Annotated in this window: 19 protein-coding genes; 8 read left to right on the plus strand and 11 right to left on the minus strand. The window is 65.7% G+C overall.

Going from position 1 to position 19,189, the window contains the following annotated elements; translation table 11 throughout:
- Nucleotides 1–66: 66 nt before the first annotated feature.
- Nucleotides 67–972, minus strand: a complete 906-nt coding sequence (locus tag AC1DSN_RS00525) for a LysR family transcriptional regulator (RefSeq protein WP_063571570.1) — start codon at nucleotides 970–972, stop codon at nucleotides 67–69.
- A gap of 108 nt (nucleotides 973–1,080) precedes the next feature.
- Here AC1DSN_RS00525 and AC1DSN_RS00530 point away from each other — a divergent pair, with 108 nt between their 5' ends.
- On the plus strand, nucleotides 1,081–1,785 hold the full coding sequence (locus AC1DSN_RS00530; RefSeq protein ID WP_477293367.1) for an SDR family NAD(P)-dependent oxidoreductase: 705 nt from the start codon (nucleotides 1,081–1,083) through the stop codon (nucleotides 1,783–1,785).
- Between the two features lie 4 nt (nucleotides 1,786–1,789).
- Here AC1DSN_RS00530 and AC1DSN_RS00535 read toward each other — a convergent pair whose 3' ends face one another.
- The 3 genes from AC1DSN_RS00535 to AC1DSN_RS00545 all read right to left on the minus strand — a co-directional run bounded on the left by AC1DSN_RS00535 (nucleotide 1,790) and on the right by AC1DSN_RS00545 (nucleotide 5,372).
- Nucleotides 1,790–2,656 (minus strand): copper resistance protein B, encoded by an 867-nt coding sequence (locus AC1DSN_RS00535; RefSeq protein WP_477293369.1) that lies wholly within the window; start codon nucleotides 2,654–2,656, stop codon nucleotides 1,790–1,792.
- On the minus strand, nucleotides 2,653–4,341 hold the full coding sequence (locus AC1DSN_RS00540; RefSeq protein ID WP_477329220.1) for a copper resistance system multicopper oxidase: 1,689 nt from the start codon (nucleotides 4,339–4,341) through the stop codon (nucleotides 2,653–2,655). The genes AC1DSN_RS00535 and AC1DSN_RS00540 overlap by 4 nt, the downstream gene beginning before the upstream one ends.
- 89 nt (nucleotides 4,342–4,430) lie before the next feature.
- Nucleotides 4,431–5,372: a fimbrial protein gene (locus AC1DSN_RS00545; RefSeq protein ID WP_477293373.1), complete on the minus strand. Its 942-nt coding sequence runs from the start codon at nucleotides 5,370–5,372 to the stop codon at nucleotides 4,431–4,433.
- A 138-nt stretch (nucleotides 5,373–5,510) separates the two neighbouring features.
- On the opposite strand from AC1DSN_RS00545, the gene ligD reads away from it, so the two are divergent.
- The gene (ligD, locus tag AC1DSN_RS00550; protein WP_477329222.1) at nucleotides 5,511–8,024 is read left to right on the plus strand and encodes a DNA ligase D; all 2,514 of its coding nucleotides are present in this window, start codon (nucleotides 5,511–5,513) and stop codon (nucleotides 8,022–8,024) included.
- A gap of 47 nt (nucleotides 8,025–8,071) precedes the next feature.
- Nucleotides 8,072–8,962 carry an acyltransferase gene (locus tag AC1DSN_RS00555; protein WP_063571575.1) on the plus strand — a complete coding sequence of 297 codons (891 nt, stop codon included), beginning with the start codon at nucleotides 8,072–8,074 and terminating at the stop codon, nucleotides 8,960–8,962.
- A 39-nt stretch (nucleotides 8,963–9,001) separates the two neighbouring features.
- On the opposite strand, the gene bla is transcribed toward AC1DSN_RS00555, so the two are convergent.
- The 3 genes from bla to AC1DSN_RS00570 form a co-directional block, all read right to left on the minus strand.
- Nucleotides 9,002–9,826: a subclass B3 metallo-beta-lactamase gene (gene bla / locus AC1DSN_RS00560; RefSeq protein WP_477329224.1), complete on the minus strand. Its 825-nt coding sequence runs from the start codon at nucleotides 9,824–9,826 to the stop codon at nucleotides 9,002–9,004.
- A gap of 84 nt (nucleotides 9,827–9,910) precedes the next feature.
- Nucleotides 9,911–11,014 carry a PepSY-associated TM helix domain-containing protein gene (locus AC1DSN_RS00565; protein WP_477294877.1) on the minus strand — a complete coding sequence of 368 codons (1,104 nt, stop codon included), beginning with the start codon at nucleotides 11,012–11,014 and terminating at the stop codon, nucleotides 9,911–9,913.
- A 72-nt stretch (nucleotides 11,015–11,086) separates the two neighbouring features.
- A complete protein-coding gene (locus AC1DSN_RS00570; protein WP_477294875.1) occupies nucleotides 11,087–11,728 on the minus strand; it encodes an HD domain-containing protein in 642 nt (213 codons plus the stop codon).
- A 96-nt stretch (nucleotides 11,729–11,824) separates the two neighbouring features.
- On the opposite strand from AC1DSN_RS00570, the gene AC1DSN_RS00575 reads away from it, so the two are divergent.
- On the plus strand, nucleotides 11,825–12,805 hold the full coding sequence (locus AC1DSN_RS00575) for a GlxA family transcriptional regulator (RefSeq protein ID WP_477294873.1): 981 nt from the start codon (nucleotides 11,825–11,827) through the stop codon (nucleotides 12,803–12,805).
- 2 nt (nucleotides 12,806–12,807) lie between these two features.
- Here the strand turns inward: AC1DSN_RS00575 and AC1DSN_RS00580 are convergent, their stop codons facing one another.
- On the minus strand, nucleotides 12,808–13,428 hold the full coding sequence (locus AC1DSN_RS00580) for a response regulator (RefSeq protein WP_063572950.1): 621 nt from the start codon (nucleotides 13,426–13,428) through the stop codon (nucleotides 12,808–12,810).
- Nucleotides 13,429–13,479: 51 nt separating this feature from the next.
- Here AC1DSN_RS00580 and AC1DSN_RS00585 point away from each other — a divergent pair, with 51 nt between their 5' ends.
- On the plus strand, nucleotides 13,480–14,313 hold the full coding sequence (locus AC1DSN_RS00585; protein WP_477329226.1) for a DUF72 domain-containing protein: 834 nt from the start codon (nucleotides 13,480–13,482) through the stop codon (nucleotides 14,311–14,313).
- A gap of 27 nt (nucleotides 14,314–14,340) precedes the next feature.
- The gene (locus AC1DSN_RS00590; protein WP_477329228.1) at nucleotides 14,341–14,988 is read left to right on the plus strand and encodes a DUF6348 family protein; all 648 of its coding nucleotides are present in this window, start codon (nucleotides 14,341–14,343) and stop codon (nucleotides 14,986–14,988) included.
- Between the two features lie 12 nt (nucleotides 14,989–15,000).
- Here AC1DSN_RS00590 and AC1DSN_RS00595 read toward each other — a convergent pair whose 3' ends face one another.
- The gene (locus tag AC1DSN_RS00595) at nucleotides 15,001–15,711 is read right to left on the minus strand and encodes an SDR family oxidoreductase (protein WP_477294868.1); all 711 of its coding nucleotides are present in this window, start codon (nucleotides 15,709–15,711) and stop codon (nucleotides 15,001–15,003) included.
- A 102-nt stretch (nucleotides 15,712–15,813) separates the two neighbouring features.
- Here AC1DSN_RS00595 and AC1DSN_RS00600 point away from each other — a divergent pair, with 102 nt between their 5' ends.
- The gene (locus AC1DSN_RS00600) at nucleotides 15,814–16,719 is read left to right on the plus strand and encodes a LysR family transcriptional regulator (protein WP_477294866.1); all 906 of its coding nucleotides are present in this window, start codon (nucleotides 15,814–15,816) and stop codon (nucleotides 16,717–16,719) included.
- 87 nt (nucleotides 16,720–16,806) lie between these two features.
- Here the strand turns inward: AC1DSN_RS00600 and AC1DSN_RS00605 are convergent, their stop codons facing one another.
- Nucleotides 16,807–17,265, minus strand: coding sequence for a putative toxin-antitoxin system toxin component, PIN family (locus AC1DSN_RS00605; protein ID WP_477294864.1), 459 nt, complete (start codon nucleotides 17,263–17,265; stop codon nucleotides 16,807–16,809).
- A gap of 4 nt (nucleotides 17,266–17,269) precedes the next feature.
- A complete protein-coding gene (locus AC1DSN_RS00610; RefSeq protein ID WP_213949944.1) occupies nucleotides 17,270–18,277 on the minus strand; it encodes an LLM class flavin-dependent oxidoreductase in 1,008 nt (335 codons plus the stop codon).
- Between the two features lie 198 nt (nucleotides 18,278–18,475).
- Here AC1DSN_RS00610 and AC1DSN_RS00615 point away from each other — a divergent pair, with 198 nt between their 5' ends.
- On the plus strand, nucleotides 18,476–19,177 hold the full coding sequence (locus AC1DSN_RS00615; RefSeq protein ID WP_477329230.1) for a pirin family protein: 702 nt from the start codon (nucleotides 18,476–18,478) through the stop codon (nucleotides 19,175–19,177).
- The last annotated feature ends 12 nt before the right edge of the window (nucleotides 19,178–19,189 follow it).

Genomic DNA, 19,189 nt, shown 5'->3' on the forward strand with positions numbered 1-19,189 from the left:
TGTGAAGAAGGTCGCGTTCTTCATGTATTTACCCGGATGTAATGGGTAGCCAGTGACCGATGTGGCTCAGTGCGGGGACGCGAGCTCGACGCAGAAGTCGACGAAGGCCCGCACCTTGGGCGGCGAGTTTTTCCGCGAGGGGTAGAAGGCGTACAGGGGAAAACGCTCCTCTGCCCAGTCCGGAAAGAGTTCCACCAAGCGACCATCGGCCAGGGCGTCCTGCACGCTCACCGCGAGCACCTGCGCGATACCCGCGCCGGCAATGCACACGGCGAACATGATTCCCGAGTCGGTGACCAGTAGGGGCCCGGTCGTTTCGACGGGCACGACCTTGCCCTTCCGATGGAACTCCCATTCGAAGGGACGCCGCGTGACCGGGTCGCGGAACTGGATGCAGCGGTGGTTCACGAGATCCTTCGGTGCCGCCGGCCGGCCATGCACGGCCAGGTAGGCCGGTGCCGCGACCGTGAGCACCCGGGTTTCGAGCAGCTTGCGGCCGATCAGCGACGAAGAGGGCGGGACGCCAAAACGGACGGCCACGTCGATACCCTCGGCGACGAGGTCGCCAAGCTCGTCGCGGGTGACGATCTCCAGCTCCAGGGCCGGATGGCGGGCCAGGAAGGCGGCGAGCTGCGGCGCGATGACCTGTCGAGCGAACATCGCGTCCAGACTGACCCGGAGCCGGCCACGCACGGCTTGCGAGTCGCCGGCGGCGGCGAGGGCCGCGTCCTCGATGCCCGACAGCAACGGTCCCACCTGCGCATACAGACGCTCGCCTTCATCGGTCAGGGTCACCGAACGGGTGGTCCGGTGAAGCACGCGCACGCCCAGCCGCTCTTCCAGCCGACTGATCGCGCGACTCACCCCCGAGGGGGAAAGCCCGAGGGCGTCGGCCGCACGCGCGAAGTTGCCCGTCTCGACGACGGAGACGAGAACGCTGAGGTTGCCGAGCAGGCGGCCATCGGAGGACATAAGGGGACGACTCGTGATCGTGAGTCACGAAAGATCTGCCTCGGCGCATATTCCGTCAATAGATCGCGGCGTCTAAGCTGTCCATCATCCCTTCCCCGGAGTCTCCCCATGAACGCCTCACACGCACGTATCGCTCTTATCCTCGGCGCGAGCCGCGGCCTGGGGCTCGCCCTGGTCGAGGAATACCTGCGCCGGGACTGGCATGTCGTCGCGACCGTTCGTGGCGACACCCCGGCCGCGCTAGCCGACCTCGTTACCGCGTCGGATGGCCGCCTTCGCGTCGAGCACGCCGATATTGCGCGTGGCAGCGACATCGATGCGCTGCGCCGCACGCTGGACGGGACGGCCTTCGACCTGGTTTTCGTCAATGCCGGCGTGATGACCCAGGCGCGCGACGCGAACGGCGCCAACATTTCCGACGAGGAGTTCGCCCATGTGATGGCGACGAACGTGCTCGGTCCAATGCGCGTGCTCGAGGCGTTCGAATCCCTGGTGCCTCGTTCGGGCACGCTCGGCGTGATGTCGTCCGGGCTGGGCAGCATCGAGAACAACGTGGACGGCGCCTGGACGGTGTATCGCGCCAGCAAGTCGGCCCTGAACCAGATGCTGCGGAGCTTCGCCAATGTCCGCAAGGGCGACCCGCGGGCGGTGCTTGCCATCGCGCCCGGTTGGGTGCGTACGGACATGGGCGGCGCCGATGCGGCGTTGTCGATCGAGGAAAGCATTCCGCGCGTGGTCGACGTGATCGAGGCACACCGCGGCAAGGCCGGCGCGCATTACGTCAACTACCAGGGCCAGACCCTGCCCTGGTAAGGGCTCAGAGCCAGAAACGGATGCCTGCCACCCAGCGACGGTCGGTGATACGACGACCGTCGTTGCGCGCCAGGTCGGCGGTGCCGCTGGTGAGATGTTCCCAGGACACGCCAACGTAAGGCGCGATAGTGCGGCGGATTTCGTAGCGGAGGCGTAAACCGCCTTCAACGCTCGACACGCCCGAGCGAAGCTGCCGCTGCTCATCGTCCTTGCCGTACGCGTTCACTTCAAGCTCGGGCTGGAGAATCAGGCGCTGGGTAAACAGCAGCTCGTATTCCGCGCGCACGCGTGCGGCGGTACGACCGCCCTCCCCCGCATACGCTGTCGCTTCCAACTCGAACCAGTACGGTGCGAGACCCTGTACGCCGAACGCGGCCCAGTTTCGTTTCGGACCTTCGCCGACATCGCGCCGCACGCCCAACTGGGTGTCCCAGAACGTCGCCACCGCGTGGCTCCAGAACAACTCGGCATCGCCGTCGCGCAAGCGGCGCCCTTCGCGATCACCCTCGCTACGAAACCAGAGCTTGTCACTGTCGTTGCCGTACCAGCCCTCGGCTTCCCAGGACTGGCCGTGACCTCCCTGCCCCGCGAACGACTCCAGGCGATCGAGCAACAGCATGCCAACGGGGGCGGTGTCGTCCATGTCGTTCATGGCCATGCCGTGCATGCTGCTGGACGGCACACCGTCGGACCAGTCGGGGCTGCGCGCGTCGGCGGGCGCCTTGCCACCCTGCATCGGTCCCATCGTCATACCGGACATGGGTGCCATGTCGTGCTGCATGCCGGGCATCTCCTGCATGCCTTGCGCATCCTGCGCCATCACCGATGCCATCGCACCCATCGTTGACAGGGCAAAGACGAAGCGCTTCACGACACCACCACTTCGCGGAACATGCCCGCTTCCATGTGATACAGCATGTGGCAATGGAAGGCCCACCGCCCCGGATTGTCGGCGTTCACCGCATAAGTCACCTGCTGGGCGGGCTGCACGTTGACCGTGTGCTTGCGCACCTGGAAATCGCCATCGGGCGATTCGACCTCGCTCCACATGCCGTGCAGGTGGATCGGATGGTTCATCATGGTGTCGTTGACCAGACGCACGCGCAGGCGCTCGCCGCGACGAAAATGCACGGGCGTCGCCGCGGAATACTTCACCCCGTCGAACGACCACGCGAAGCGCTCCATGTTGCCGGTGAGGTGAAGCTCGATCGTTCGTCCGGGCTCGCGCGTGTCGAGCGCACCGCCGACGGTGTGAAGGTCGGCATAGGTGAGTACGCGGTGGCTGCGCTCGCGAAGCCCCACACCCGGATCGTCGAGGTTGGTTCGCGGCATGTCGACGTGCATGTCCGTGCCCGGACCGTATTCGGTGCTTGCGTGATTGGCCATCACCATCGTGCCGCCGGCATCGCTGTCCTCACCCATCGAGCCCATCATGTCGCGCATGGCCAGACGCGGCCGTGGATCGAGTGCCGGCACATCGGCCCGCATGCCTTCGCGCGGCGCAAGCGTGGCGAGCGCGAAACCGGAGCGGTCGATCGACTGGGCGAAAATCGTGTACGCCTTGTCTTCGCGCGGCTCGACGATGACATCGTAGGTTTCCGCCGCCRCCAGACGCAGCTCGTCCACCCCTACCGGCTCCACGTCCTGGCCATCGGCGGCCACGACGCTCAGGCGCAGTCCGGGGATGCGCAGGTCGAAGATCGAATTGGACGAGCCGTTGATCAAGCGCAGGCGCACCCGTTCGCCGGGCTTGAACAGGCCGGTCCAGTTGCCCGCCGGCGCGGTGCCATTGACCAGATAGGTGTACGTCGCGCCCGAGACGTCAGCGAGGTCGCTGGGATTCATCCGCATGCGATTCCACATGCGACGCATCGCGATAGCGTCGCCGAAGCCCTTCGCACGCGCGTCGCGCAGGAAATCGGCAACGGTGGGCTGGCCATAGTTGTAGAAGTCGCTTCGCGAGCGAAGCCGGGCGTAGACGCGCTCGGGGTCTTCGTCGGTCCAGTCGCTGATGAGGATGACGTGCTCACGATCCGCAGCCTGTCGCTCACCGTCCTTCGGCGCGATGACGATCGCGCCATAAAGACCACTCTGCTCCTGGAAACGACTATGCGCGTGATACCAGTACGTGCCTGATTGCCTGACCGGAAACCGATAGGTGAACTCGCTCCGCGCCGGTATGCCGTCGAAGCTCAGGCCCGGCACGCCGTCCTGGTCGAACGGAACCACCAGACCGTGCCAGTGAATCGACGAGACGGTGTCGAGCTGGTTGCGCACGCGCAAGGTGATGGACTCGCCCTCTCGCCAGCGCAGGGTCGGACCAGGCACGCCACCGTTCACCGTGACGGCGGTGCGGGCGCGACCGGTAAAGTCGACGGCGGCCTGACGAATGTGGAGCGTCATGTCGGGGCCGGCCAGCTCGCCGGCATGCTGCATCGGCTCTGTCGCGGACGCCGGACGGACGACGCCGAATCCGAGCCCGACGCCGGCAACCGCCAGTCCCTGAACGAATCGGCGGCGCGGTAGATGGATCGTCGGTTCGCCGTGGTCGCGCATATCGTTTTCCGGGCCCGCAACGCTGAGAAGAAGCCGAGCGTAGCGACCATCGTCGGTAGGCGACAACTCTGGAGGAGGCTCCGTGCGGCCTATCGGTAGCTCACGTTGACCACGATGGAGGCATTGGCCTCGCCGGGCGCCACCGTCTGGCCGACGCGGCGATAGCGGGCGCGAAAGCCGTAGCTGCGTCCTTCGCGCACCGCTGGCAGGACAAGCGGTGACGGGCTATTGGGTATGACCTGTGCGTCGGGTTCGTCGCTACGCAACTCCACCGCGACACCCGTGGCGGGATGGGCACCCGTGACTTTGAAGAGCGAGCTGTCCTGGTCGTCCGCAAGAGCGCTGAAGCTCATGAGTATCTGGGTGGCGTTCCTGCAACCTGTCGAGATCAGCGCCTGCGTTACCCAGGGGCTACTACCCGCCACGAGCAGATCGCGACCGTCGACCTTGTTCAGGGCGAAGGTCAGTCGGAGTGTGACGAAGGCACACGTGGGCCGTTCGGGTTCGATCTGCGTGTTGGCGAGGTCCACCCAGACCTGGGCGTGATCGTCATAGCCGCCGCGCGCCAGCGTTCCCGGGGTCAGCAGGCCGCCGACATCGACCGCGTCCGTCTTGATGAGCTGCACGCGGTAGTGCGTGTTGGCGAGGGTCGCGTCGAAGATGAAAGGGATGGACGCACGCTCCGGGACGATCCGTTCACCGTGGTTGCCGTTGTCGAAATAGGTGCGGATGCCGATGCCGGGCAGGTTGGTCTGGTAAATACCGTCGCCGCGCGCGCTGGGCGTAGTGAAGAGGCCGAGACTCGAGGTGCGCGTCGGGTAGAGGCATTTGAATTTGGACGAGGTCCATGCCGGCGTGAGCTTTTCCGCAAGCACCGTGCCGACGGGCGCGTCGACAGGCACACGAACCGTGCCAAAGGAGAGCATCTGTGCGACACCCTGGGAAGGGTAGCCAAGACACCCTGCATGGGCCGGCGCGGCAAACGACAGGATAAGCAGGCAGGCGAGGCGGACGACGTAGCGGCTGGGCATGACGGTGGCTTCGAGGGGGGCTGCGTCGAGTCTGCTGGCGGCGCCACGCGGTGCCCATCGGAGGATTCTGAAAAGGCGCCGTCAGCGCACCACGAGAGATGCACGGCTTATTCACCGTATCCCGCCAATGATCGCGCCATGAGCCTGCAGGAATATCGCCGCAAGCGGAACTTCGCCAAAACACGCGAGCCCTCGCCCGAGGGCTCCTCGCGCGGAAAAGGGCGGGCGATCTTCGTTGTCCAGCTTCACCATGCGTCGCGTCGGCATTTCGACTTCCGGCTGCAGGTCGGCGATGTCTTGCGAAGCTGGGCCGTGCCCAAGGGACCGAGCTTCGACCCGAAGGTAAAAAGGCTCGCGGTGGAAGTCGAAGACCATCCCGTGTCCTACGCCGATTTCGAGGGCGATATCGACGAGGGCTACGGCAAGGGCCATGTCGACACGTTCGACCGCGGCGTGTGGTCCACCAGCGGCGACGCCGAGGCGCAGCTGCGTAAAGGTCATCTCACCTTCGAACTGTTCGGCGAACGGCTGAAAGGGAGCTGGCACCTGGTGCGCAGCGGAAAGAAGGAGCGCCAGCCCTCATGGTTCCTGATCAAGGCGAACGACGCTTACGTGAGCGATGTCGAAGCCGATGATCTGCTCGACACGACGATGCGCGAGAGCACACGTCGTGCGACGAAGAAGGCCCCGGCCAAGGTCGTTGCGAAGAAGGCCCCGAAGAGCCGTCGTGTACCGACGGCCACCCTGACCCGGGCCGCAGGCGCGCTCGACGGCGCGCGCAAGGCGAAAGCGACGACCGCGTTCTTCGCACCCCAGCTCGCGCGTCTGCGCGAGGCACCTCCGCAAGGCGACGCCTGGCTTCACGAGGTGAAATGGGACGGCTATCGCATCCTCGCCGGCGTAGCCGGAGGCAAGGTGGCGCTGTGGTCACGCAACGCCCTGTCCTGGAACGATCGGCTGCCGGAAATCGTTGCCGCCATCGAAGGACTCGGGCTGGAGAGCGCGCGCCTCGACGGCGAACTCATCGCGCTCGATGCGCAAGGCCGCAGCGATTTCAACGCACTGCAACGCACACTGTCCGGCGAAATGCAGGCGCCGCTGGCATATATGCTTTTCGATATGCCCTACCTGCAGGGCTACGATCTCAGCAAGGTCGTGCTCACCGAACGCAAGGCCTTGCTCGAAAGGTTGCTTTCGCATGCACCCCAGCTGCTGTCCTACAGCGCACACAACCTCGGCGACGGCGACCGGGCGTTCGCCATGGCGATGGAGCAGAAGCTCGAAGGGATCATCTCCAAGCGCGCCGATGGTGGCTATCGCAGCGGACGCAACGACGACTGGCTGAAGATCAAACGGTTGGAAAGTGACGAGTTCGCCGTCGTCGGCTACACGCCGGCAAAGGGTTCGCGGCTGACCTTCGGCTCGCTGCTCCTGGCCCGGCCCGACGCCGACGGGGGCTGGACGTATGTCGGACGCGTCGGTACGGGCTTTACCGATGAGATGTTGCGCGAGCTTGGCAAGACGCTCGCCAAGGGTGGATCGACAAAGCCCACCGTGCGTATCGACGCCATCGACCCGACGCTGCGTGGCGCGCTCTGGGTACCGCCGACGGCAGTCGCGGAGGTCTATTACCGCGGCATCGGCAACAAATCCCTGCTACGCCAGCCCAGCCTCAAGGCACTGCGCGTGGACAAGGCGCCCGCCGACCTGCGCGATTCCGACCGCAGGCCGACGACGAAACGAGTGGCAAAACGTCCCGCCGTCGACAGCTCCGTCTCGATGGTCATTACGCATCCCGATCGCGTCGTGTTCCCCGACGACGGCATCACCAAACAGCAGGTCGTCGATTACTACCGTGCCGTGATGCCATGGCTCCTGCCGGCGATCGCCGACCGGCCCACCTCGACGATTCGCTGTCCCGGAGGTATCGGCTCGCCGTGTTTCTTTCAGAAGCACGTGATGGCCGGCCTCGAACACGTCGGCACGGCGAAGCTGAAGGAGGAGACCGGCGCACAGGCGGTGTACCTGTATCCCAAGGACGAGGCCGGCGTGATCGAACTGGTCCAGTTCGGCGCGGTGGAGTTCCATCCCTGGGGCTCGCACATCGGATCGCCGGACATCGCCGATCGCGTCGTCTTCGACCTCGACCCGGGCGAGGATGTCGAGTGGCGTCGCGTCATCGCAGCGGCGCGCATGGTCCGTGGTTTTCTCGAGGAACTCGGACTGGTCTCGTTCGTGCGGACCACCGGCGGCAAGGGACTGCATGTGGTCGTGCCACTGAATCCGGGGGCGGATTGGGCAACGGTGAAGGGCTTCGCCCGCGGCTTTGCCGAAGCGCTGGCTCAGCTGCATCCGCTGGAGTTCGTCGCCACGGCGAGCAAGCGCTTCCGGCGCGGCCGGATCTACCTGGACTACCTGCGTAACGGCCGGGGCGCGACGGCGGTGGCGTCCTATTCGCTACGGTCGCGGCCAGGTGCCCCGGTGGCCGTGCCGCTGCGCTGGGACGAACTGGGAAGACTCAAATCCGGCAGTGCCTTCGACCTGGCGACGGTGCCGAAACGGCTCGCGCGCCTGAAAAAGGATCCCTGGGAGGGCATCGACGAGATCACGCAGGACCTGGCAGCGGTCGACGAGGTGCTCGCGGCACGCTGAAGGGACGATCCAAGTAAACTGCCGGTTCATTCTTCCGTGACGACCCTATGTTCGTTTCGCTCCCCCGATTCCTGCGCATCCCCCTCGCCTGCGTGCTGCTGTTCGTCAGCACCGTGCTGCATGTCGGGCCGCTCCTGCTGCTGACGGCGGTCCGTCTGGTCATCCCGCTGCGCTCGATGCGCGATGCCTTTGCCCCCGTCCTGGTGCATATCGCCGAGAGCTGGCTGAGCGTCAATGCCTGGCTGTTCGGTGCCTTCACGCGCACACAGTGGCAGGTGGAGGGCCTGGAGGGGTTGAGCACACGTGAGAATTATCTTGTGGTGTGCAACCACCAGAGCTGGGTGGATATCCCCGCGCTGCAAAAAATCTTCAACCGGCGCATTCCCTTCATGCGCTTCTTCCTGAAGAGTCAGCTGATCTGGGTGCCGCTGCTGGGCCCAGCCTGGTGGGCGCTGGACTTCCCCTTCATGAAGCGTCATTCGAAGCAGGAACTGGACGCCAGGCCGGAGCTGCGCGGCAAGGACCGCGAGGCAACGCGCCGCGCCTGCGAGAAGTTCAGCCATGTGCCGGTCTCGGTCATGAACTTCACCGAGGGCACCCGCTTCACCAAGGCCAAGCACGATGCGCAGAAGTCGCCCTATACGCACCTGCTACGACCCAAGGCCGGCGGCGTCGCCTTCGTGGTCGACGCCATGGGTGACGCGATCCGCCAGATGCTCGATGTCACCATTGTCTACCCGGCGGGGCCGGGCACGATGATGGATCTGATCGCCGGCCGTATCCGCGACATCCGCATCCATGTGCGACGGCTGTCCATCGATCCGTCGATGCGCGGCGACTACGAGAACGACGCGGTGTACCGCGAACGCTTCCAGAACTGGGTGAACCAGCTCTGGGCGGAGAAGGATGCGCGAATCACGGCGATGCTCAGCCGCTAGTTCGGGCCCGCTGCCGTGGGATCGCCGATGAATCGGCTCCTACGGGGTTGAGGTTTCCTTGGTGAGGACGTCGTCGAGTCGTTTACGGCCGGCATCCGCGTAGGTCTTGCAGGTTTCGCCTTCGCCCTGTTCGGGGTGTGGCGTGATCAGTACATCGCAGGGCAGCGCGGCGACGCGATCGAACGTCTTGCGGTAGTCGGCGACATACGCCGGGTGGTCGCTGAAGCGATAGCCATGGGCCGCGAAGGCGTAGAGGCTGTCGGCGAAGGCGATGTTCTTGCACGACGTGCCTTCGCATGACTGCCACGTCCATGCCGTGCCGCCAGGGGTATGGCCCGGGGTGATGTGCGCCGTAAGGGTCAGCTGTCCCACGTGCACCACCGTACCGTCGACGATGTCGCCGATCGCATYGACTTTCGGATACGGCTTTTCGCCAGGGTCGTATTGCGGATCCTCGGGATAGTGGCCACCCAGACGCATGGCCTCGGCGCCCTTCGCGGTTGCCCTCACGGACGCTTTGCTGTCCTTCGCCAGTTGGGCAATGCCTCCCGCATGGTCGACGTGTGCATGCGTATTCAGGATCATCTTGATGTCTTCGACGCGAAAACCGAGCTTGCGGATGTTCGCTTCGATGAGTCCGGCGTTGCCCGGTAAGGTCCCGTCGATCAGCACATGACCCTGGGGCGACGTGATCAGGACCGACGACAGTCCCTTGGTGCCGACGTAGTACGTGTTCCCGTAGATCACGTGCGGTGCCACGGGCTGTGTCCACGTCGGATTGGCGCCGATCGTCACGGGTGCGGCATCGTGTGCGACGGCGGGCAGGGCGAGGCAGCAGGCGAGGGCGAGCAGGGTACGGCGCATGACGGTGTTTCCCGTTGGAAGGCGGGAAGCAGGATAGGCGGGCGGGTAGGGCGTTGAGGTGTCGGGTTGAGGGCGACGGTGTGGCTAGCGAGCGTTCGCCGATGAATCGGCGCCGGCGGCAGAGCGTCGCCGGCGGGCACGCCAGAAGAGGAAGCCGGTGATGAGCAGGAACAGGGGCAGCGTGCCGGTCAGGCAGGCCACGATGCGCCAGAGCAGGCCGCCCACCGCCGCCGAATGGATCGGGAACAGGGCGTTGGCCAGACGCAGGCCCGGACCGAGTCGCGTCGCGTCATCGCCACCGATGACGCGCGCGGCCACCGGATCCATCCACAACGAACTACGGCCGTCCTTGTTCCATTCGCCGGGCCGGCGAACGCGCAGGACAAGCGTGCCGCTGTCCTTCTGCGGAAGCATCAGCCGCGTGATCTCGGCGTCCGGCGCGGCGGCCTGTGCCGCGGCCAGCACGGCCGGCCAGTCGATGTTGCCGTGCGCGGGCGGCAGCTTCGGTGGCTTCGCCGGCGGCGCTTCGCTGAAGGCCGACGCGAGGCCGTTACGTACCGCACCGCGATACGCCATCGTCGTGCCGGTGCCGATCATGACGATGAGCAAGGGCAGGGCGGCCACGCCGACGAAGCGGTGAAAACTCGCCCAGCGCAGCACCGGCGGGTGGGTATGTGGCTTGAGGTGCCTCAGCGCGCGTCGACGGCCGGGCCAGTAAAGCCACACGCCGGAGAACAGCATGAAGAGACCGGTGCAGGCGACGACGCCCAGGATGGTCTCGCCCACTTCGCCGCTCAGCAGATGCGTATGCCAGTCCATCAGCAGCAGCATGACGTCGCCGGTCTTCTCGCGGCGCAATAGCAACTCGCCCGTGGTCGCATCGAAATAGCTGCGGCCGCCGGCACGCGACTGCGCTTCCCATACCGGCAGTTCGTCGTCCGGGAGGGAAAGGCCGCGCAAGCCCTTGCCGTCCGGCGAGGCCAGCAGGGTTGCCAGCGAGCGCCCTTGCGTCGCCAGGTCCGGCAGGGGTCGCGAGGTGAGCTGAGGATGCCCGGCGGCGAATAACGGGTCCTCCCACAGCAGGATGCTGCCGGAGAGGGTGACCAGCGCCAGCACGAGGCCGAGGCTGAGGCCGAGCCACAGGTGCATCGTTTTCAGTGTGGAACGGAAACGGCGCGCGTGCGGCATGACGACGGCCTTGCGGGAAGCGAAAGGCCGTCATCGTAGGTGCGAATGATTATCAGATCAATTACTGATTTCTTACGACGGCCAATGATTGTGCAGAATGCACTGCGTGAAGTCGGTGCGCTGGAAGCCGGGCTGCTTATAAGCCATGACGTCCGCTTTCACGTTGCCGAAGGTGGTTTCCGGCTTGTTTCGCACGCCATTGTAGAAGGCGTCGATGATGCCCTCCTTGAAGGCACCGCCCCGTGGGTGGACATGCGCCACGGTCTCGCGGTCGCTGGTGGCCACGTTCTCGAAGCCAAGGCCGAGCACGTCCATTTCGACACCGGCGGTCAACAACGCGATTTCAGGCTTCATGTGCTGCGGCACGCCGGGCGTGGTGTGCAGCGCGATAGAAGCCCACACGATGTCGATCTGCGCCTCGTCGATGCCCTTCGAGCGCAGGAAATCACGCGCTACGTTGGCGCCGTCGACTTCGAAGCGCTCGGTCTTGCTGGAGTAGGCAGGCACCAGGCCCATGTCATGGAACATGGCGCCGGCGTAGAGCAGCTCGGGATCGAAGACAAGGCCCTTGGCCTTGCCGGTGAGGGCGCCGAACAGGAAGACGCGGCGCGAGTGGTGGTACAGCAGATCGCTCTCCGTATCACGGACCAGATCGGTGATCTCGCGGGCGAGGGCGCTGTCGGGAAGGGCGATACCGGCAATGGTGGTGGACATGGCGTTAGGCCTCATGCGGTGGGTAGAGCTATTTGACGCCCTGACCCTCCCGTCTTCATTTGACGCGAGATAGCAATTTCTGCCATGTTGTGCCCCATGCAGTCGCCGCCTCCCCTCACGATCGTCATCGTCGCCCCACCCGGGGTGCAGATGCTCGACGTTTCCGGGCCCGCCGACGTGTTCGCCGAGGCCAACCGGCAGGCACGGCGCGAGGTGTATCGGGTGCTCACCGTCGGCACGGCCCCGCTGGCGGTCACGGCGTCGTCCGGCATGCGCTTCCTGCCGGATCGAAGCACGCTCGAGAACCTCGACCGTATCGATACCCTGCTCGTTGCGGGGTCGCCCGACCTGTCCCGTGCCGCCACCGATTACAGCCTGCTCGACTGGCTGCGCCGGCACGCGGCCGTGTCCCGCCGGTATGGCTCGATTTGCAGCGGCGCCCTGCTCTTCGCCCAGACGGGCCTGCTGGACGGCCGGCGCGTCACCACTCACTGGAAGGTGGCCGGCCTGCTCGCCGAGCGGCATCCGTCCTTACACGTGGAGGCGGATGCCTTCGTCGTCCGCGATGGCCCGGTATGCACGGCGGCAGGCGTCACCGCCGGCATGGACCTGGCCATCGCCCTGGTCGAGGAAGACCTCGATCGCGACATCGCGATGGCCGTGGCCGCCGAGCTGGTGGTGTTCTACCGACGCCCGGGCGGGCAACTGCAGTTCAGTCGCCACGGCGAGGCGGCACCCGCCGGCCGCGGTGCGTTGCAGGAATTGCAGCGTTACGTGGCCACGCATCCCGCCGAAGAACACTCCGTAACCGCCATGGCCCAACGTGTTGGCATGAGTCCGCGCCACTTCGCACGGATATTCCGCCACGAGGTCGGCATGACGCCAGCGGAGTTCGTCGAGACGATGCGCGTGGAAGCCGCACGGCGCCTGCTCGAAGAAGGCCACGAAACACCCAAGCGCGTCGCGTCGCGCTGCGGCTATGCCGACCCCAACGGTCTGCGGCGCGCCTTCATGCGCCGTGTCGGCGTCACGCCCGCCGAGTACCGCAAACGGCACGCGCACGCCCACACGCCATAACTTCAGAGTTCGATGATGCCCCGGCGCAACGCGATGGCCACCGCGTGYGTGCGGTCGTTCGCGGCCAACTTGGACAGGATGCTTTTCATGTGAGCCTTGACCGTCTCCTCGGCGATACCCAGCGCCAACGCGACGTTACGGTTGGCTTCGCCCATGGCGACATGGGTGAGTACTTCGGTTTCGCGGGGGGTCAGTTCGTCGTCGTTTGCGTGGCCTGCCATTTCGTGCGCTATCTCCTCGGGTATGCGGCGCTTGCCGTCCATGATTTGTCGAATGGTGCTGAGCATTTCCTTACGCAGTTCGCTCTTGAGCAGATAACCCTGGGCGCCTGCGCGGAAGGCACGTAGTGCCTGTACGTCGCCGCGGTAGGTGGTCAGGACCAGGATGCGTGCATCCGGGAATTCGCTGCGAATCGCTTCGATCGCGGCAATACCGCCGATGCCCGGCATCTGCAGGTCCATCAGGGTGAGGTCCGGGCGATGCCGGCGATAATGGTCGATCGCCTCCTCGCCCGTGCTCGCCTCCGCAACCAGTTCCAGTTCGTCCTGACCTTCAATGACGGCGGCGATGCCCTCGCGTAGCAGGGGATGGTCGTCGACGGTCATGATACGGATGGACGGCATGGGCGCAGTATAACGACACCGCCTCCACTCCGACCTTGCGAGCATCGACCGATGATGGSGACCCGGCGCGACAGCAAGAAAACCCTTACTCCCGGACACATCCGCACCGGCATGGGTGGCTGGGTGTTCGCGCCCTGGCGTGGCGTGTTCTATCCGGACGACCTGGTGCAGAAGCGTGAGCTGGAATACGCCAGCCGGCAGGTCACGGCCATCGAGATCAACGGCACCTATTACCGTGCGCCCGACGCGGCGACGTACCGCAAATGGGCGGCGGACACACCGGAAGGCTTCGTCTTCTCGGTCAAGGCACCGCGCCATATCGTGCAGACGAAGCAACTGGCGACCGCGGGCGAACGTATCGACCGCTTCGTCGAGGGCGCCAGCGCGCTCGGCGACCGTCTCGGACCGATCCTGTGGCAGTTCCTGGCCACCCGCTCCTTCGACCCGGACGACATGGCGGCCTTTCTCGACCTGTTGCCCGAGAAGGCCGGCGGCATCGCCCTGCGGCACGCCGTGGAAGTGCGCAACGAGAGTTTCATGGATGAGCGCTGGCTCGAACTGGCACGGGCGCGCGGCGTAGCCACCGTGTTCACCGACTCGGCGGAACATCCCTCCTTCGCGGATCTCACCGGGCCCTTCGTCTATGCGCGGCTGATGCGCAGCCGGGCTCCCGAAAAAACCGGCTATCCGGCGAAGGAGCTGAAGGCCTGGGCGAAGCACGCCACCACCTGGGCTTCCGGCGGCGATCCCCTCGACCTGCCCCACGTCGGCGACGCTCTGGCCAACGGCGCGCCCCGGGATGTCTTCGTCTATTTCATCTCGGCGGCCAAGGAACGCAATCCGTCGGCCGCCGTAGCGCTCGGCAAGCTCGCCGACAACGCGTAATCTCCTCTTTTTCATAATGGACGACCCATGGACCGTCTCATCCAGAACACCCTCATCGACCTTTTCGCCGAGCATGGCGTGGAACTCGAGCCCGACGAAGATTGGCTGCTCACCGAAGGCGATGACTACCCCGCCTTGCGCGGCATCTGGCACGAAGGCAAGGACGGCGGGATGGGTCGCCTCGACCTGGATATCGTGCTCGACGAGGAGCGCACCATTGAGGAGAGCTTCGGCGGCATCGGCACCGGCAAGGCCGGCTGTCGCGACRCGCTGGACAGCTTTGCGCGCAACGATTTCCACGTGGTGTTGGCCGCGTGCTGGCACGCGGTGAACAAGGAAAAGCTTGCCGTGCACGAACTCACCGCCGGCGTGCATCGTTTCACCGCCTACATCGGTGATTTCACGCTGCGAGGTGAGAAGGACGCCCCGATGGAGATTCCCGAGGACGGCCTCTCCGCCCTCGAAGCCGCGATTTCCACGGCGCCGCTAACCAACGACGTGCACTGGATCCGCGTGTTCTACGGCAATGTCGGCGACGGCAAGACCCAGGTCGAAGTGTTGCTCGACAACGAGCCCTGGGCCGCCGGGCACAAGGCCGTCGCGTCGGTGGAGTGGCCGCAGCACGATCGCTACTACAGCCTGCGTAACTTCATCGCGCTGGTGCCGGTGGACTGAGGCAACCGAGCCTCAGGCGATCGAGCCTCCACCATCGACGACGATCGTGGAGCCGGTCGTGAATGGCGTCGCCGCGGCATAGAGGATCGCGTTGGCAATGTCCTCGGGCTCGCCAGCACGCTTCGCCGGGAGCTTCTCGGCCACGGCGGCGAACATCGCCTCGCGCTTGTCCTCATCCATGCCACTCCACAGGGGCGTGCGGATCATGCCGGGCGACACGGCGTTGACGCGGACCGGCGAGAACTCCAGGGCCATGCCGCGCACCAGGCTTTCCAGCGCGGCATTGATCGCGCCCTGCAGCACGGACGTGGCGCTCGGGCGCACCGAGAGAAATCCCGAGACGATCGTCAGTGAGCCACCCTCCCTGATACGCGCGGCGCGGGCGACGCGATAGGCGCCCCAGAACTTGCTCTCCATGGCCTTGTGCGCGTCTTCCAGCGAGAGCTGGCGAATGGGGCCGCTGGGCGTTTTCGCGGCCGAGACGACCACATGGTTCCATGTGTGCCCGGACAGGAAGGCCTCGACGGCTTGCGCGTCACCGGTGTCGAGCACCTCGGACCGCGCGTCGCCGCCGAGTTCCTTCAGCGCAGCGTCGAGCTTGTCGCTGGAACGCGAAGCGATCGTGACGCGCGCTCCGGCGGTGGCGAAGGCTTTCGCGGTGGCCAGGCCGATACCGGAGCTACCGCCGACCACAAGGACGTCCTGATTCGTGAAAGAGAACATGGTGAGCCTCTACAAGCGGGAAGAAGGTGGGATCACTATGATCCTTGCCCAGGAGCCGACAAAGGCTTGTGAGGCTGAAAGACTCTTGCCCGGGACCGAAGAATGATCGACAACCTGCTTGAGCTGACCGTGTTCGCCCGGATCGTTTCCGCCGGCAGCCTCTCCGGCGCCGCGCGTGAGCTGGATCTCTCCCTGGCGGTCGTCAGCAAGCGCCTCAGCGCGCTGGAGACCCGGCTGGGCGTTCGCCTGTTACAGCGCACCACGCGCCGTCAGTCGTTGACCGAAGAGGGCGAGGCGTTTCACGCCCGTTGCGTGCGCATCCTGGCCGAAGTGCAGGAAGCCGAGGCAGCGGTATCGCGCAGCCGTGACGCCGTGGCGGGCGTGTTGCGAGTGACCGCCCCGCGTGCCTTCGGGCGCCGTCGTATTGCCCCGCTCACCGTCGCGTTCCGCCTGGCGCATCCCGAGCTCAACGTGCATCTCACCCTTACCGATGCGCTGGTCGATATCGTCGACGAAGGTGTGGACCTCGCGATCCGCTTCGGCAATCTGGCCGACTCCTCGATGATCGCCCGCTCGCTGGCACCGAACTTCCGCGTGTTGTGCGCGGCGCCATCCTATCTTGCCCGGCGTGGCATGCCGGCCGAACTGGTGGCCCTGGCCGGTCACGACTGCATCGTGTTCGGCGAGCAACCGACGCGCGAATGGCATTTCCAGCACGCCGGCGAATCGGTCTCGGTGCGCGTCAATCCGGCCTTCATCACCAACGACGGCGAGGCCGCTCACACCCTCGCGCTGGCAGGTGGCGGCATCGTGCAGAAGTCCATCTGGGACGTGGGCGACGACCTCGGCAACGGGCGCCTGGTGCGCGTGCTTCCGGACTGCACCATTCCTGCCGCGCCGCTGCAGGCGGTCTATGCGAATGCGCAGCATCTGGCGCCGAAGGTGCGGCGCTTCGTCGAGTTTTGTGCGGAGAGGCTCAAGGACGACTGGCGGTGGGGTGGGGAGTAGAGCATCGCCGATGAATCGGCTCCTACAAAATCAACGTGGGGCTCTGCTTGGTWGGAGCCTATTCATCGGCGATCCCGCGGCAGCGGGTTACGCAGGCCCCGCCCAATCTTCAGGCTTCAGAATCTCAAACAACCCGTCACGCACCGTACGCCGCGCCAACCGCAGCACTTCGGCATCCCGCGAAAACAACACGGACGCGCCCGACGCCTGGGCAAGTTCGAGAAACTTCTGGTCGTCAGGATCGCGACAACGCGGCAGCGGTACACGTGGCACGGCATCCCGACCGCCGTCGGCCGTCACCTCACCGGCGGCGACGCCATCCAGTAACGTAACGACACCGTCGAAACGCGTCGCCGCTTCCGCACGACGCGCTTCATCCAGCTTCAGCGCGGGATACGCCAACACGCCGAGCCACTCATCCCGGCAATCGGCCCGCGTCACCGCTTCGACGTCACCGGCGACAAGCGCCGCGACGAGCGTCGCGGCGCGTGGATCGTCGAACACGAACGCGTCCAGACAGACATTCGTGTCCAGGACGACTCGCACGCGATCAGGCCGCCGAACGCTCAGCGAGCTTCGCGTGCTGCGCGGCGACGATCGAATACGACTCCTTGCGGGCCGCATGGTCGAAGATCTGCGCCGTGATGATGAGTTCGTCGGCGCCCGTGCGTTCGATGAACTCCGCAAGACCGTCGCGCACGGTATCCGGCGAGCCGACCACCGCGCAGGACAACGCATGGTCGACCTGCGCCTTCTCCATCGGCGTCCAGACGCCGTCCATCGAGTTCACCGGCGGCGGGAGCGTACCCGGTGCACCGCGGCGCAGATTCCAGAATGCCTGCTGCTGCGAGGTGAACAGGCGACGCGCCTCTTCATCGGTGGCCGCAGCCACCACATTGATGCCGAGCATGGCGTAAGGCTTGTCGAGCACCTCCGACGGACGGAACATGTGCCGGTACACCTCGAGCGCCTTCATCATCATGTCCGGCGCGAAATGCGAGGCGAAGGCGAAGGGCAGGCCCAGATGCGCGGCGAGCTGCGCACTGAACAGGCTCGAGCCCAGCAGCCACAGCGGCACGTTGGTATCCATGCCCGGCACGGCGCGTACGGTCTGACCCGGCTGCTGCGGGCCGAGGAAAAGCTGCAGTTCCTGTACGTCGTCCGGGAAACGGTCGTCACTGGGCCCCATGGAGCGGCGCAAGGCGCGCGCGGTGCCCTGGTCGGTGCCCGGCGCCCGGCCAAGGCCAAGGTCGATGCGACCCGGATACAGCGAGGCGAGGGTGCCGAACTGTTCGGCGATCACCAACGGGGCATGGTTAGGCAACATGATGCCGCCCGAGCCGACACGAATCGTCTTCGTGCCTTCGGCGATGAAACCGATCACGACGGACGTGGCGGCGCTCGCGATGCCGGTCATGTTGTGGTGCTCGGCCAGCCAGTAGCGATGGAAACCGAGCGCTTCGGCGTGCTGGGCGAGGTCGCGCGAGTTACGCAGCGACTGGCCAGGGGTGGAGCCGCGCGCCACCGGGGACAGGTCGAGTACCGAGAACGGAATCATCCGCAGACACCTCTTGAAAGGGGGAGGCGGGCGAACCGCCAATCCGTAGCAGATGGGCGGGAGAGGGGCATTTTGCAACCCTCACAAGCTATCCCGGGGAAACAATCCGTTCGGCGGAACGATGCTCCGCAGCCCGCGACGGGGGAGGAAAATACACCCATTCACTCACCCAGTCCGGTAATTCCGGGGGAGCACGACATGATCGACGTCCGCAGCTTCAACAGTCTTGGCGGTGCCAACCACGGTTGGCTCGATGCGAAGCACCACTTCTCCTTCGCCTCGTACAGCGACCCGAAGCGGATGGGCTGGGGCGCGCTGCGCGTGTGGAACGACGACACGATCGCCGCCGGCACCGGCTTCCCGGCGCACCCGCATTCGGACATGGAAATCATCACCTATGTCCGTGAAGGCGCGATCACCCACGAGGACAGCCTGGGCAACAAGGGTCGCACCGAGGCGGGAGATGTGCAGGTGATGAGCGCAGGCACCGGCATCCGCCACGCTGAGTACAACGCCGAGCCGGAAGCCACCCGGATCTTCCAGATCTGGATCATTCCGGACGGCGAGCGCAAGGCACCGTCGTGGGGCACCCGTCCGTTTCCGAAGGGCGAGCGTTCCGGCCAGTTCGTCACCCTGGCCAGCGGCATGGCCGGTGATGGCGACGCGCTGCCGATCCGCACGGATGCCCGCGTCCTCGGCGCCAGCGTGAAGGCCGGCGAGACCGTGGAATACACGCTTGGCGAGGGTCGCTTCGCGTACATGGTGCCGGCCGAAGGCTCGGTGCAGGTCAACGGCAAGACGCTCAACAAGGGCGACGGCGCCGCGATCCGCGACGAGACCACGCTTCGCATCACGRCCTCGGCGGATGCCGAACTGGTGCTGGTCGACAGCGCGGCATAAGTCACACCAGGG

This window comes from Luteibacter sp. P4_D7_3 (assembly GCF_056401735.1).

Bases quoted from the DNA above. Each gene is read 5' to 3' on its own strand.
- AC1DSN_RS00530 (WP_477293367.1), top strand. From the start codon at position 1,081: ATGAACGCCTCACACGCACGTATCGCTCTTATCCTCGGCGCGAGCCGC.
- ligD (WP_477329222.1), top strand. From the start codon at position 5,511: ATGAGCCTGCAGGAATATCGCCGCAAGCGGAACTTCGCCAAAACACGC.
- AC1DSN_RS00555 (WP_063571575.1), top strand. From the start codon at position 8,072: ATGTTCGTTTCGCTCCCCCGATTCCTGCGCATCCCCCTCGCCTGCGTG.
- AC1DSN_RS00595 (WP_477294868.1), bottom strand. From the start codon at position 15,711: ATGTTCTCTTTCACGAATCAGGACGTCCTTGTGGTCGGCGGTAGCTCC.
- AC1DSN_RS00600 (WP_477294866.1), top strand. From the start codon at position 15,814: ATGATCGACAACCTGCTTGAGCTGACCGTGTTCGCCCGGATCGTTTCC.
- AC1DSN_RS00570 (WP_477294875.1), bottom strand. From the start codon at position 11,728: ATGTCCACCACCATTGCCGGTATCGCCCTTCCCGACAGCGCCCTCGCC.
- AC1DSN_RS00525 (WP_063571570.1), bottom strand. From the start codon at position 972: ATGTCCTCCGATGGCCGCCTGCTCGGCAACCTCAGCGTTCTCGTCTCC.
- AC1DSN_RS00575 (WP_477294873.1), top strand. From the start codon at position 11,825: ATGCAGTCGCCGCCTCCCCTCACGATCGTCATCGTCGCCCCACCCGGG.
- AC1DSN_RS00565 (WP_477294877.1), bottom strand. From the start codon at position 11,014: ATGCCGCACGCGCGCCGTTTCCGTTCCACACTGAAAACGATGCACCTG.
- AC1DSN_RS00545 (WP_477293373.1), bottom strand. From the start codon at position 5,372: ATGCCCAGCCGCTACGTCGTCCGCCTCGCCTGCCTGCTTATCCTGTCG.
- AC1DSN_RS00610 (WP_213949944.1), bottom strand. From the start codon at position 18,277: ATGATTCCGTTCTCGGTACTCGACCTGTCCCCGGTGGCGCGCGGCTCC.